The sequence below is a fragment of the Bradyrhizobium sp. URHD0069 genome (assembly GCF_000701345.1).
Classification (GTDB): Bacteria; Pseudomonadota; Alphaproteobacteria; order Rhizobiales; family Xanthobacteraceae; genus Bradyrhizobium.
This window is the reverse complement of record NZ_JNIJ01000023.1, coordinates 39,650-53,950: the sequence shown is the minus strand read 5'-3', so window position 1 is coordinate 53,950 and position 14,301 is coordinate 39,650. Positions and strand designations below refer to the sequence as shown.

Annotated in this window: 11 protein-coding genes; 8 read left to right on the top strand and 3 right to left on the bottom strand. The window is 61.8% G+C overall.

Annotation, left to right across the window (positions count from 1 at the left end; all coding sequences use genetic code 11):
• Positions 1-270: 270 nt before the first annotated feature.
• Both N554_RS0115410 and N554_RS0115405 read right to left on the bottom strand, forming a co-directional pair.
• Complete coding sequence (locus tag N554_RS0115410) at positions 271-1,344, bottom strand: hypothetical protein (RefSeq protein WP_029584287.1); 1,074 nt, start codon at positions 1,342-1,344, stop codon at positions 271-273.
• A gap of 2 nt (positions 1,345-1,346) precedes the next feature.
• On the bottom strand, positions 1,347-2,069 hold the full coding sequence (locus tag N554_RS0115405) for a FecR family protein (RefSeq protein WP_029584286.1): 723 nt from the start codon (positions 2,067-2,069) through the stop codon (positions 1,347-1,349).
• A gap of 197 nt (positions 2,070-2,266) precedes the next feature.
• Here N554_RS0115405 and N554_RS0115400 point away from each other — a divergent pair, with 197 nt between their 5' ends.
• Complete coding sequence (locus N554_RS0115400) at positions 2,267-3,571, top strand: phospholipid carrier-dependent glycosyltransferase (RefSeq protein ID WP_029584285.1); 1,305 nt, start codon at positions 2,267-2,269, stop codon at positions 3,569-3,571.
• Positions 3,572-3,617: 46 nt separating this feature from the next.
• Here the strand turns inward: N554_RS0115400 and N554_RS0115395 are convergent, their stop codons facing one another.
• Positions 3,618-4,262: an OmpA family protein gene (locus N554_RS0115395; RefSeq protein WP_029584284.1), complete on the bottom strand. Its 645-nt coding sequence runs from the start codon at positions 4,260-4,262 to the stop codon at positions 3,618-3,620.
• A gap of 792 nt (positions 4,263-5,054) precedes the next feature.
• Here N554_RS0115395 and N554_RS0115390 point away from each other — a divergent pair.
• From N554_RS0115390 to N554_RS0115360, 7 genes are all read left to right on the top strand, one after another.
• Positions 5,055-5,285, top strand: a complete 231-nt coding sequence (locus N554_RS0115390; RefSeq protein WP_029584283.1) for a hypothetical protein — start codon at positions 5,055-5,057, stop codon at positions 5,283-5,285.
• Between the two features lie 92 nt (positions 5,286-5,377).
• A complete protein-coding gene (locus N554_RS0115385; protein ID WP_029584282.1) occupies positions 5,378-6,544 on the top strand; it encodes a winged helix-turn-helix domain-containing protein in 1,167 nt (388 codons plus the stop codon).
• Positions 6,545-6,861: 317 nt separating this feature from the next.
• Positions 6,862-8,193, top strand: a complete 1,332-nt coding sequence (locus N554_RS0115380; protein ID WP_029584281.1) for an MFS transporter — start codon at positions 6,862-6,864, stop codon at positions 8,191-8,193.
• Positions 8,194-8,434: 241 nt separating this feature from the next.
• Positions 8,435-9,541, top strand: a complete 1,107-nt coding sequence (locus N554_RS0115375; protein WP_029584280.1) for an efflux RND transporter periplasmic adaptor subunit — start codon at positions 8,435-8,437, stop codon at positions 9,539-9,541.
• A 14-nt stretch (positions 9,542-9,555) separates the two neighbouring features.
• Complete coding sequence (locus N554_RS0115370; RefSeq protein WP_029584279.1) at positions 9,556-12,696, top strand: efflux RND transporter permease subunit; 3,141 nt, start codon at positions 9,556-9,558, stop codon at positions 12,694-12,696.
• A 28-nt stretch (positions 12,697-12,724) separates the two neighbouring features.
• Positions 12,725-13,330: a TetR/AcrR family transcriptional regulator gene (locus N554_RS0115365; RefSeq protein ID WP_029584278.1), complete on the top strand. Its 606-nt coding sequence runs from the start codon at positions 12,725-12,727 to the stop codon at positions 13,328-13,330.
• A 240-nt stretch (positions 13,331-13,570) separates the two neighbouring features.
• Complete coding sequence (locus N554_RS0115360; RefSeq protein ID WP_029584277.1) at positions 13,571-14,203, top strand: flavin reductase family protein; 633 nt, start codon at positions 13,571-13,573, stop codon at positions 14,201-14,203.
• The last annotated feature ends 98 nt before the right edge of the window (positions 14,204-14,301 follow it).

Below are 14,301 nucleotides of genomic sequence, written 5' to 3'. Positions count from 1 at the left end.
ATCGGAGCGAGGAGGGCCGCCGCCCCAAAATGCTTCATTGATTGCCATAATCTGGAAATCGAATGCGGCGCCGCGGTGGCGCAACGTGGCAACATCTTGTGATGACGATCCGCCCTCTTTTGCAGGAACCGGATCGCGATTGCCACTTCCGGAAATGAATGGATGAGCCGGCGGAGCAGGTGTGTAAGTACCAAAGCGTTTTCAAGCGCAGTGGAAACCGGTTCACATCAAGAAAACGCGCTTCGATCCTATCGAAACGGACAAGGCTCTCTAGTAGGTTGCCCGCAATCCGACGCCGCCGTGGATCGTGTCGCCGACCGGCTGCGGGCCCGCGGTCCCGTTGACGAAGAGGTCGGCGACCCAGCCCTTGGTGATGCGGAAGCCCAGGCGGCCGCCATACTCGAACCAGCTCTGGTTTCCGATCGTCGGCACGACGGTGCCGTCGCCGGTGACGGTGGCGACGATGCCGGAGTGCGTGGCAAAGGACTGCACAAATCCGCCGTTGATGTTGCCCTCGACGCTGTTGCCGAACAGATGCGTCCACTGGCCGCCGACCTTGACGAGATTGGTCTGATCGGTGCCTGACGCAATCGAGGCGTCGAACGGGTTGAATGCGACGGACGGATCCGTGTAGCCTTTCACCCGCTGCCACAGCTGCCAGACTTCAACCGAGGCGGCGACTTCGTCGCGCGGCGAAAGACGGCTGATCCAGCCTGCCCTGCCATAGACGCCATAATTCTCGCTGCTGGTCTGGCTATCGAGCGTCACCGCGCCGAGGCTCGTCATGTAGCTGCGGCGATAGCGTACCTTCTGGAACGGCGACAGGATGGCGCCGATGTCGAAGAATGGCCGTGACGATCCCCAATCGGCGAAATCGTAGCGCAGCGCGAACGCTCCGATCGGCGCGCTGGTGACGCTGTATCCGCCTTCGCTGTATTGGGTGTAGGCGATGCCCGCCAGCAGCGACAAATTGGAGGTCAGGTTCTTGCGGCCGTGAATGCCGGCCGAAAACGATCCCGCTGAACCGAATGCGCTGACGCAATCGTTGCAGTTGACCTGTTCGTTGACGCCCAGGAGCACCGTGCCTAGCACCCGGTTGGTGATCATCTGGTTGAAGCGTTGCTTGGCCAGATCGCCAATCGATCCCGCGCTGGAACCCGCGCCGGTCGGCGTTGGTGAGGGACTTGGCGAAGGTGAGGGACTTGGCGAAGGTGAGGGGCTGGGCGTAGGCGTTGGTGACGGCGTCTGTGCCGATGCCGGAACGGTTGGCACGCCTATCAACACAAGCGAGATTGCCACGGTGAACGCGGTCGATGCGACAAAGCCGCGGGTCAACTTTGCCATCCTCAGCGCCCGCACAGCATGCCGGTCGGATCGCTGCCGTCATCGATCGGAGGCGTAATTGTCGGCGTCGCGTTCGCATATTGGGTGGCACTGCAAAGTCCCGCCGCCGCCGTGCAGGTCGCGGCGAAGGTCCAGGGCGGATTGTTGGTCTTTTGCATTGTGACGTTGCCGCCTGCCGATGTGATGACGGCGGTGTCGCCCGGCTGTGTCAGCTCAGTGCACTGACCACTGATGGTGCAGACGCGCGACGCGCCATCCTGCAGCACCACGGTGGTCCTGGCTCGCTGCGACAAGATGTCGAGGGTGGTGCCGCGCACGCCGATCGTGGCGAGCGACGTGGTGATCTTGTAGGCGGCCTTTGCGGAATGCCCGGTGACGAAGCGAAACGCCCCGGTTGTCAGCCTGATGGCGATATCGCGGTAGGTGTGCTCGTCGTTGAACACGGTGCGGTCGAGTTTGATCGTCGCACTAGGACCGAGCGACAGGTTGGTGCTGTCGGCCATCACCAGCCGCGCTGCGCTGTCGAGGCCGGTGCGCACGATTTCGTCGCGAAGCACGCCGTCGCCGACGTTGATCCGGCTGGTCGCCGATCCCTTCACACGAACGACTTCATTCTTGATGACAGCCGCTTCGCCGATGCGCACCTCCGCATGAGCGGGGCTTGCCGTGAGGCCTGCAACAAGGCAAAGCGCAGAGATAGAAAAAAAGCCGTGACGCCAATTCATTTCAATACCGATAAACTATCTCGTCATCGTACCAGATCGCGCGCGTGCGCTGTTGTAAATTTATCACTAGGGGCGCCTTACAAGCACGACGGTTGGTGGTGGTGAAATCGGAATTCGTTCAATGCAATAAATTTTAAAAGCAATGGACTTGAGACGACGCCCTCGCCACACTCGAATCAAAGCAACGCCACCAATCTGTGAACATCGTGCGCGCATCACCTTCCGTTCCGAACAATTCAGTTGCGCGGAACGTCATTATCGCCGTCATCATATTCTTCGCCGCGCATTTCGCACTTCTGGTCGGCGTGACGACGCCGGAAAAATTCTATTTCGATGAAGTGCATTATGTACCGGCCGCCCGGCAAATGCTCGAGCCGATGATGCCCTCGCCGATGCTCAATCCGATGCATCCGCCGCTGGCAAAGCAGTTGATGGCGCTGTCGATCCGCGGCCTCGGAGATGGCCCGCTGGGCTGGCGCTACCCGGGGGTGCTGTTCGGGTCGCTTGCAATCATTGCGATGTATCTCTGTGCCCTCGCGCTGTTTGCGGCGCAGGGGCCTGCGGTCGCGGCGGCCTTGCTGGCCTTTTTCAACCAGATGGTCTTCGTGCAGTCGCGGATCGCGATGCTGGATATTTTCGCGCTCGCGTTCGGCCTGTTCGCGATCGCAGCCTTCATGCACGGGTTCCGCAAACAGCGGCCGCATCTCTGGTTCGCGCTCGCCGGTGTTGCCTTCGGTCTCTCGATTGCCTGCAAATGGAGTGGACTGTTTGCGCTGGCGATCTGCATCGTCATCGTCGCCGTGATCCGCCTGATGCAAGGCTGGGGTACGCAGTTCGCCAAGGGCGACGCCGCCGACTGGTATCGCTCCGATCTGTGGCCCGATTTCAGATATTATCATTTCGCCGCCTGCTTCGTTTTCATTCCGGCGATCGTCTATCTCGCGAGTTTCGTCCCGCTCTATGGGCTGTCGTTTAACGACCTCTGGGAGGCGCAACGCAAGATCTTCAGCGACAACACCACGACCGCGATCGCCGGCCACACCTATATGAGCGCGTGGCCGTCCTGGCCGTTCCTGGTGCGGCCGGTCTGGTATCTGTTCGACAAGATCGGCGACGACCGGATCGCGGCGGTCGTGTTCCTCGGCAATCCGCTGATCCTGTGGCCGGCGTTGCCGGCGCTTGCGGTTTGCCTGCGCGACTGGATCGTGACGCGCCGGGCCGACGCGTTCCTGATCCTGTCGTTTTATTTCGGTCCTTATCTGGCCTGGGCGATGCTGCCGCGGACGCTCGGATTCCTGTATTATTATCTGCCGTCCGCAACGGTGGCGAGCCTTGCGTTGATATATGTGCTGAGGCGCGGCAACAGCCCGCGCTGGCTGTTGTGGGCCTTCGTCGCGGTCGGATTTGCAGGCTTTGCCGCGATGCTGCCGATCTCGGCCGCGTTCGTGGGAACGTCGATGGAGACGTTCAGCCGGCTGATGATTTTCCAGAACTGGATCTGAGGGACCGCCTGCCGCACGCCGGCAGGCGGTCAAAGCCTTGCCGCCGTCACTTCGACGCGGTCTTGGTGTCCATGTTGACGACCTGAACGCGACGGTTGACCGGGGCCGTCGGCGCCTTCGCATCCTTCGGCTTGCTCTCGCCGTAGCCGACGGTGACGAGATCGGTGCCATTGATGCCGTATTTCTCGGCGAGGTACCGCTTGATCGTATCGGCGCGGCGCTCGGAGAGGTCCTGGTTGTAGCCATCGCTGCCGATCGCATCGGTGTGACCGGCGAGCACGAATGTCGAGCCCTTGAGATTGGCGTCCGACAGCGCTTTGCCGAGCGCCTGCACCGATGGCATCGAGGTCTTGGTAATCTCGGCCGAATTGTAGTCGAATTGAATTTCGAGATCGATTTTCGGCTTGGTCGCTGCGATCGCCGCGATTTCCTCGCGTTCGCCGAGTGAAAGCGAGCGAGTGTTTCGGTTGCGCAGCGTCTGGAGGAAAGTGGTTTCCTTGGCCTTGACGGCGGGATCGACTTGCGCCCCGGCCGACAGGCCGCGCGTCAGCGGCTTCGGCTGCAGCGCCTTCAGGATTTTATCCGCCGAGACGTTGTTGTCGCCGGCCAGCGCCAGGCCCGCCGTCATCGACAGCGCGGCGCCGATCGTCACGATGGCCTTGATTCCGCAAAGTCTGTGCAAGCTGGTCATTGTCGTATCCTCGCTGTTACGCCTGATAGCGTTTTGATGCCGTGAACGATAGGAGAGGTTCAAAGCGACGAATGTGATACAGGTCACGTTTCGAGCTACGGCAGCGGACATCCGTCGCTATCATCTTGGCGCTGATGGACTGGGCGCCCTGTTTCCGCCGGGCATAACAGCGGATTGTTCGGGCGCAGGTAGGTGTCCGTGTCAGCTCGCGAAAATTGAGATGTGGTCCGCATGCGTTTATGGTTTGCACATGACCACCATGATTCAAATTCGCAATGTACCGGATGCGCTGCATCGTCGCGTGCGGTGCGGGCGGGCACGTCGCTCTCCGACTACCTGCTCAGTGAGATTCGTCATGTGGCCGAGCGACCGACGCTGGAAGAACTGCGAGCCCGTCTCAAGGGTCGCCCGGCAACGACCCCTTCGATGACGCCAGCGCAGGCGGTCCGTGCTGAACGCGACCGGCAATGATCGTCGTCGATGCTTCGGCCGTGCTCGTGACCGTGTCAGCCTCGAACTTCACCCGACATCCCAGCGTCGCGTGTCGAGGCGTGGCTTCTTCTACTGCGTCATGAGGCAGCCCTTGCGGCAATTCCGGTCGCAACGCCGTCGCCGTAGCGCCGATGTGCGAACAAGAAATCGGCCAGATCCGCGGTTAAGAAAATTATTCGCGAAGAACCAGCACAAGAAAACACAACAGAGCGTAGCGATCTGGCCTTGTTCCAATCACCGAAAAGACAAGGCCAGTATCAGGGGCACCGCGCCGTCACGTCGGATCGCTCGGGGAATTCGATGCCGATATTGATCGGCGCAGCCATCATCGCCGCCGCCATCTTGCTGTCCACGCTGATTACCGCAGTGGGCACGCGATTCGTCGGGATCGAGAGTCCCTCCGAGGAGAACGTGTGGCTGATCGACCGCCTCACCGGCAACGTCTATAGATGCCAGACCCCGGAGCGCGGCAAAGCTGCCTGCGAGCCTGAGACCGCGACGGGAAGTATCGGCGAACGGTCGAAGCGCTGAATGCCCGCTTCTTGTTGCCTCGCGGCTTTGCCATATTCGAGTCTCTTGAAATCCGCGCCTCCTGCGCGCGAATCCGGCTACATTGCCGCGCAATGTCCCGTAACCCTCAGTCCTATCCTCTGACCAAAGCGCAAGCCAGGCGCGTCTGGCTGCGCGCCCAGCGGCTCGATACGCCAATGCCGTTCGGCGAGGGGCCGCAGGCAACGGCCGCCGCGGTCGAACACCTCGGCTATGTGCAGATCGACACCATCAACGTCATCGAGCGCAGCCATCACCATATCCTACGGACCCGCATTCCCGCCTATCGGCGCGCCGATCTGCGTCAGGCCCAGAGCGTCGACAAGAGCCTGTTCGAATACTGGACCCATGCCTTGTCCTACGTGCCCACAAAGGATCTGCGCTTCTTTATTCCAGCCATGAAGCGCCACAAGCGCGACGGTCACAAATGGCTCACCTCGGTCAAGCCTGCGGATTTACGCAAGGTGCTGAGGCTGATCCGGCATGACGGCGCTCTGACAATCCGCGACATCGACGACGATGTGCTGGTTGACAAAGAGCATTTGTGGGCGAGCCGCAAGCCGTCGAAGCGGGCGCTGCAGCTGGCGTTCTACACCGGCGTGCTCACGATCAGCGAGCGCAACGGCATGCTCAAGACCTATGAACTGATGCAACGGCATTTCGGCTGGGACAAGCCGCCGAAGGGCGCTTCGGCTGCGGAAACCACCGCCTATCTGCTCGACCGCGCGTTGCGCGCGCAAGGCGTGGCGAGCCTGGATTCGATCTGCCATCTCGACGCGCCGAGCAAGCCGGCGATCAAGCGATTGATCGAAGCCAGAGTGCGCCGCGGGCTGCTGGTGCCGGTCGCGCTGGAAGGCGCGGGCAAGCAGGAGCATTGGGCTGAACCTGAGATACTGGAGAATGTCGGCGATCGTGCTCCGGAGTTGGCGCATATCCTGTCGCCCTTCGATCCACTGATTATCCAGCGCAAACGGACGCATCTTTTCTTCGATTATGAACATCGCTTCGAAGCGTATGTGCCAAAGGAGAAGCGGCGCTTCGGCTATTTCGCGCTGCCGGTATTGGTCGGGGATGGCATTGTCGCCGCGCTTGACCTCAAGACCGATCGCAAGAAACAGGAATTGCTGGTGCAGAAGTGGAGCTGGGTCGGCAACGGCGCCAAAAAAGGTGCGCGCAAAGACCTGAAGCGCCGCATCGAGGAAGAACTGCACCGTTTCGAGCGCTTTCAATTGGCGGAGTGAGGAAGCCCGCCGTCAGGAGCGCATTCGCGCGAAGCGATCGAGCTGCATCCCTGAGAGGATTCCGACGCCGTAGGCAAGCATGTTCCATGGCGAGAAGATAGCCACCAGCCGTCATTGAGCAGCCGCCGTTGGCAGTCGCGATCGCCGGAATTTGACAATGATGACTTTCCCCATGAGGGGACGATGCCCCTGCCGATTGGCAGCGGGTTTGCTCGACCTGTTCAGGATTTGCGGATTTTTTTGCAGATTTTGCGCAGATGATCCCGCGATGTTAAGAACCCGCCATCCACCGCAAGAAACAAAATGGGAAAAAACTCATGAGCCAATCCGCCACCGTCGCTATCGCCACGTCCGGCGTTACCAAGAGCGAGCTGGAGAAAAGCACGATCCGCGCGATCTCATGGCGGCTGATTCCATTCCTGGTGCTGGCCTATTTCTTCTCCTACCTCGATCGGGTCAATCTCAGCTTCGCCGCGCTGACCATGAATGCGGAGCTGAAATTCACGCCGCTGATCTTTGCCTGGGGCGCCGGCATCTTCTTCATCGGCTATTTCATCTTCGAGGTGCCGAGCAATCTCGCGCTCGAACGTTTCGGCGCCAGCCGCTGGATCGCCCGCATCATGGTGAGCTGGGGTATCATTTCCGCGCTGATGGCAACCGTGAGCGGCGAGTGGAGCTTTTACATTCTGCGCTTCCTGCTCGGCGTCGCCGAAGCAGGATTCTTCCCCGGCATCATCCTCTATCTGACCTATTGGTATCCGGCCGAATATCGCGCACGCTTCCTCGCCGCGTTTGCGATCGCGGTGCCGGTTTCCACCGTGATCGGCGCGCCGATCTCCGGCCTCTTGCTCGGGCTCGTCGGCGTGATGGGCCTGAGGGGCTGGCAGTGGCTGTTCATCCTCGAGGGCATCCCCTCCGTGCTGCTCGGCATCGTCACCTGGTTCTATCTCACCGACAGGCCTGAGAGGGCAGCCTGGCTGGCGCCGGAGCAAAAGGCGTGGTTGTCGGCGCGGCTGCAGGCCGAAAACGCCGCCAAGCAGGCGGCGACGCATTTGACGGTCGGACAGGCGCTGTCGTCGCCGAAGGTCATCATGCTGAGCCTGATCTATTTCGGTTTCGTCGCCGCACTCTATGGCATGCAGTTCTGGCTGCCGCAGATCGTGAAGGCGTTCGGTCTCACCAATGTTCAGACTGGCTTCGTCACGGCGATCCCCTATCTGTTCGGCACCATCGCGATGATCCTGTGGGCGCGGCACTCGGATGCGACGCGCGAGCGCGTCGGCCATGTCGGGGGCGCGCTGCTGTTGACCGCGCTGGCGCTCGGGGTCTCCAGCTTCATCACCGATCCGACCATGACGATGATCGTGCTGACGGTCGCCGCGATTGGCATCTTCTGCACCTTCGCGGTGTTCTGGACGCTGCCGACCGCGTGGCTCACCGGCACCGCGGCGGCCGGGGCCATCGCGCTGATTAATTCGATCGGCAACCTCGCGGGATTCGGCGGACCTTATATCGTCGGCTGGGTAAAGGACGCGACCGGGAACACCGCGACAGGCCTGTTGGCGCTCGCGGTGCTGCCGCTGATCGGCGGCCTGCTGGTTTTCCTCAGCGGCCACGACACCAAGACCGAATTCGCAGGGGCGAAGTAGCCCCCCTGTCGCCCCCGCGAAAGCGGGGGCCTATACGCCGCGGCCTCTCGCTAGGCACGCCGGCCGACACCTTTCGCAACCACCGCCGGTGGCTATCGGTCCGCGCTTTCGCGGGGACGACGGGAGATTTTGGCTTCCTAACGTTACCTTTAATTCACGAAATTATGATCAGTGACGAATGTTGACAATCGTCAGTGAACAATTCACACTTCCCACGAAGCTTAATCGAGGGGAAGCTGCCATGTTCGTCCGTTCAATTTTTGCGAGTTATAACAGGCTATTAGCGGGTATAGCGCTGGCGTTTCTGGCGATCGTACTGGCCGGCTGCAACGAGTTGGCCGCCGACAAAGCGGCCCCATCGCGCCCCGTCCTGGTGGCAACGGTGCATTATGAGGCGGAATCGCCGGAGCGCAGCTTCGTCGGCACCATTCGCCCTCGAATCGAGACCGACATGGGCTTTCGGGTGCCCGGCAAGATCGCCAAGCGCCTGGTCGAAGTCGGCCAGACCGTCGATGTCGGGCAGCCCCTCGCAACCCTCGATGAAGTCGATCTGAGACTGCAGGCCGAGCAGGCCGAGGCCGAATTCCACGCCGCCACCGGCGTGCTGGCGCAAGCCGCCGCCGCCGAGCAGCGCGCCAAGGATTTGCGCGCCAAGGGCTGGACCACGGACGCGCAGATGGACCAGGCCAAAGCCGCCGCCGATGAGGCGCGGGCGCGGCTCAATCGCGCCCAGCGCTCGGTCGAACTCACCAACAACTCTCTGTCTTATGCAACGCTGGTCGCCGATACCCATGGCGTCGTCACCGCAACCTTGATCGACGCCGGACAAGTCGTGGCTTCCGGGCAAACCGCGATCCGCGTCGCGAGATTTGCCGAAAAGGAAGCCGTGGTCGCGATCCCGGAGACCCTGGTGGCGCGCGCCAAAGATGGCGTCGCGACCGTGACCTTGTGGTCCGAACCGAACAAGAAATATGTCGCGAAGCTGCGCGAGATCGCCCCCGCAGCCGATCCCGCGACCCGCACCTATCTGGCAAAGTTTTCGTTGCCCGGTGCCGGCGAGAGCGTCTCGCTCGGCATGACCGCGACGCTGACGCTTTGCGATCCCGCCACCGAACGCGTCGCGCGGTTGCCGTTGTCGGCGCTGTACAGCCAGGGCGGCGAGCCCTCGCTCTATATCGTCGACGCCCAGGGCGAGGTGACGCTGAAGCCGGTCACCGTGAAATCTTACGAGAGCAATAACGTCGTCATCACGGGCGGCGTCGATGAAGGCGCTCGGGTTGTCGCGCTGGGCGTGCAAAAGCTCGATCCGACCGAGAAGGTCAGGGTCGTCTCGTCGTTGTCGTTCTGAGTGGGGAGGGTAGAATGAAGCATTTCAATCTGTCAGGCTGGGCGGTCAGCCATCCCGCGCTTACTCTGTTCCTCGTCATCGCGCTCGGTGTCGCCGGTTTCTTCTCCTACGAGCAGCTCGGCCGCGCGGAAGATCCGTTTTTCACCGTCAAGGTTGTGAATGTCTCGGCGATCTGGCCGGGCGCGACGGCCGCCGAGATGCAGACCCAGGTCGCGGACCCCATCGAGAAGAAGCTGCAGGAACTGCCGTATTTCGAGAAGGTGCAGACCTATTCGAAGCCGGCGTTCACGGCGATGCAGGTCACGTTCAAGGACTCGACGCCGGCCAAGGACGTGCCGTATCTGTTTTATCTGCTGCGCAAGAAGCTGGTCGACGTGCAAGGCCAGCTTCCCGCCGGTCTGCTCGGCCCGGTCGTCAACGACGAATTCAGCGACGTCGACTCCATCCTGTACATGATGACCGGCGATGGCGCCGATTATGCGCAGTTGAAAAAGGCCGCCGAAGGCTTGCGCCAGCGGCTGCTGAAAGTGCCCGGCGCCACCAAAGTCAATCTGTACGGTACTCAGGATGAGAGAATCTTCGTCGAGTTCTCGCATGCCAAGCTGGCGACGCTTGGGATTACGCCGCAGGCGCTGTTCGATTCGCTCGCCAAACAGAACAACGTCGTGCCGGCCGGCACGGTCGAGACGTCCTCGCAACGGGTGCCGCTGCGCGTCACCGGCGCGCTCGATGGCGCCAAAGCCGTCGCGGAGACGCCGGTCGAGAGCAACGGCCGGGTGTTCCGGCTAGGCGATATCGCGACCGTCACCCACGGCTTCGTCGACCCGCCGAGCTTTGTGGTGCGGCAGGAGGGCAAACCCGCGCTCGGCATCGGCGTGGTCACGACCAAGGGCGCCAACATCCTGGAGCTCGGCAAGGAGGTTGCCGACGCGACCGCGGAATTCATGAAGGCGGTGCCGCAGGGCATCAACGTCGAACAGATCGCCGATCAGCCGAAGGTGGTCGAGCATGCCGTCGGTGAATTCGTGCATTCGTTCATCGAGGCGCTGGCGATCGTGCTGTTCGTCAGCTTCGTCGCGCTGGGCTGGCGCACCGGCATCGTGGTGGCGCTGTCGGTGCCGCTGGTGCTGGCCATCGTCTTTATCGTCATGAATGCGATGTCGCTCGACCTGCATCGCATTACGCTCGGCGCGCTGATCATCGCGCTTGGCCTGTTGGTCGATGACGCCATCATCGCGGTCGAGATGATGGTGGTGAAGATGGAGCAGGGCTGGGACCGTGTCCGGGCGGCGTCTTTTGCCTGGGAATCCACCGCCTTCCCGATGCTGACGGGAACGCTGGTTACGGCTGCCGGCTTCCTGCCCATTGGTTTCGCCAATTCGGCGGTCGGCGAATATGCCGGCGGCATTTTCTGGGTCGTGGCGATCGCGCTGGTCGCCTCCTGGTTCGTCGCGGTGATCTTCACGCCCTATATCGGCGTCAAGCTGTTGCCGAACATCGCGGTCAGCCACAACCACGATCCGCACGCGGTGTATGAAACGCGCATCTACCGCATTCTCCGCAGCATGATTCAGTGGTGCGTCAATCACCGGGTCAAGGTGGTGCTGGCCACCGTCGGCGTCTTCGCGCTGTCGATCGTGGCGTTCGGCAACGTGCAGCAGCAGTTCTTCCCGCTATCCGAGCGGCCCGAATTGTTCCTGCAGCTGCGGCTGCCTGAGGGCACGGCATTCAATGTCACCGAAAAATCCGTCAAGGAGGCGGAAGCCCTGTTGAAGGACGACAAGGACATCTCGACCTATACCGCCTATGTCGGCCAGGGCTCGCCGCGCTTCTGGCTCGGGCTCAACCCGCAGCTGCCGAACGAGGCTTTTGCCGAGATCGTGATCGTCTCCAAGGACGTCGAAGCGCGCGAGCGGATCAAGGCCCGCCTGGAGAAGGCGGTTCATGACGGCGCCTTGAACGAAGCGCGCGTGCGTGTCGATCGCTTCAATTTCGGCCCGCCGGTCGGCTTTCCCGTGCAGTTCCGCGTGATCGGCCCCGACCCCAACATCGTGCGCGACATCGCCTACAAGGTGCGCGACGTCGTCAAGCAGAACGACAACGTCAAGGATCCGCAACTCGACTGGAACGAGCAGTCGCCATACCTCAAGCTGGTGGTCGATCAGGACCGCGCCCGCGCGCTTGGCCTGACCCCGCAGGACGTATCGCAGGCGCTGAGCATGCTGATCTCAGGCGCGCCAGTGACGACAATACGCGATGGCATCGAGAAAGTCGGCGTGGTCGCGCGCGCGGTCCCGTCCGAACGGCTCGATCTCGGTCGCGTCGGCGATCTCACCATCACCTCGCGCAACGGCGTCGCGGTGCCGCTTTTGCAGATCGCCAAGATCGAATATTCCCATGAGGAGCCGATCATCTGGCGGCGCAACCGCGACATGGCGATCACGGTACGGGGCGACGTCGTCGATGGCGTCCAGGCGCCCGACGTGACCAACCAAATCTGGCCCAAGCTGCAGGAAATTCGCGACAGCCTGGAGCCGGCCTACCGGATCGAGAAGGGCGGCGCGTTCGAGGAATCCGCCAAGGGCAACGCGTCGATCTTCATCCTGTTTCCGCTGATGGTCATCGTCATGCTGACGCTGCTGATGGTCCAGCTGCAGAGCTTCTCGCGGCTGATCCTGGTGTTCCTGACCGCGCCGCTCGGCATTGTCGGGGCTTCGCTCGGGCTCAATATCGCCAACCAGCCGTTCGGCTTCGTGGCGCTATTGGGATTGATCGCGCTGGCCGGGATGATCATGCGCAACGCGGTGATCCTGGTCGACCAGATCGAGACCGACGTGTCGCACGGCCTGACGCGCAAGGAAGCCATCGTCGAGGCCACGGTCCGCCGCGCCCGTCCGGTGGTGCTGACGGCGCTCGCCGCGATCCTGGCGATGATCCCGCTGTCGCGCTCGGCGTTCTGGGGCCCGATGGCGATTACCATTATGGGCGGGTTGTTTGTTGCAACCTTCCTGACCTTGCTGTACCTGCCGGGCCTGTATGCCCTCTGGTTCCGCAAAAGCCTTGAAGAAAGCGGCCCAAGTAAACATGTTGATCCTGCGCCGCAACATCAGGCCCAACCGAAACCCGCATTTCCGCTTGCCGAGGCGGCGGAATAATTGAACATTGAGTAGATCGAGTCCCGACATGACGCTGGTTTCCGAGCATATCGAATCCGAGACACGCGAGCGTATTCTCGTGGTGGCGGAGCGTCTGTTCCGCCAGATCGGCTACCAGAAGACCACCGTCGCCGACATCGCCAAGGAACTGCGCATGTCGCCGGCCAACGTCTATCGTTTTTTCGATTCGAAGAAGGCGATCCACGAGGGTGTCGCGCGGGAGTTGATGGGCGAGGTCGAGACCGAGGCGCGGCGGATCGCGTCCCAGCCCGGTCCGGCAAAACCCCGGCTGCGCGAGCTACTCACGACCATCAATCGCATGAACACGGAGCGCTATGTCGGCAATTCCAAGCTGCATGAGATGGTCGCGATCGCGATGGAGGAGGATTGGGACGTCTGCGTCGCCCATATTGAATGCTGCACCGGCATCATCGGCCAGGTCATCGCGGACGGCGTGGCCTCGGGCGAGTTCGAGGCCCCGGACCTGCCGCTGGCGGCGCTCTGCACCTGCACCGGCATGATCCGCTTCTTCCACCCGCAGATGATCGCGCAGGCGGTCAACAAGCCCACCGCCACGATCGAGCAGATGATCGATTTCCTTTTCAGGGCCCTCGAGCCGCGCCAGGCGAAGTAGCGCAAGGCGCAAACAGCCGGCATAGTCCGTCATTGCGAGCGAAGTGAAGCAATCCACGGTGCCGCATCGGGATAGATGGATTGCTTCGTCGCTGTGGCTCCTCGCAATGGCGGATGGATAGCATTTTTGTGGGGTGGGCTAAGGCGCGGCAGCGCCGTGCCCACCATTTTTTCACTTGAAGCGATTGGTGGGCACGCTACGCTTTGCCAACCCTACGCCGCGCACGAAGAAAGATCTGCAATGGACGCCAAGACCCCGAAAGACCTGCACTACTACGAGCCGGCTAACGGCCACGGCCTCAAGCACGATCCGTTCAATGCCATTATCGCCCCGCGGCCGATCGGCTGGATCTCATCGCGCGATGCCAAGGGCAACGTCAATCTCGCGCCCTACAGCTTCTTCAACGGGTTCAACTATCACCCGCCGATCATCGGCTTTTCCTCGACAGCCTGGAAAGACAGCGTCGGCAACATCCAGGAAACCGGCGAGTTCGTCTGGAATCTCGCGACCATGGATCTGGCGCAGCAGATGAACGCCACCGCGGCGCATGTCGCGCGCGATGTCAGTGAGTTCAAGATCTCCGGGCTGACGGCGGTGCCGAGCAGGCTTGTCAATGTGCCCCGTGTCGGGGAAAGCCCGGTCTCGTTCGAATGCAAATTGTCTCAGATCATTCAGTTGCAGGGCGCCGATGGCAAGAAGGTGCAGGCCTGGCTCACGCTCGGCGAGGTCGTTGCCGTCCACATCGACAAGGCCTTCATCAAGGACGGCGTCTACCAGACCGCGATGGCCCGCCCGATCGTGCGCGCCGGGCGGCGGGGCGATTATTTCGAAATCAGGCCGGATGCCATGTTCGAGATGACAAGGCCAGATTGAGACCATACATTTGTAAGCCGTATTTGCATCGTGTCTTGCGGAACCGATACAGCGGCTTGCCGTTATCAGTCGGCCGGTGCCCGGATTCGCTTCATTTT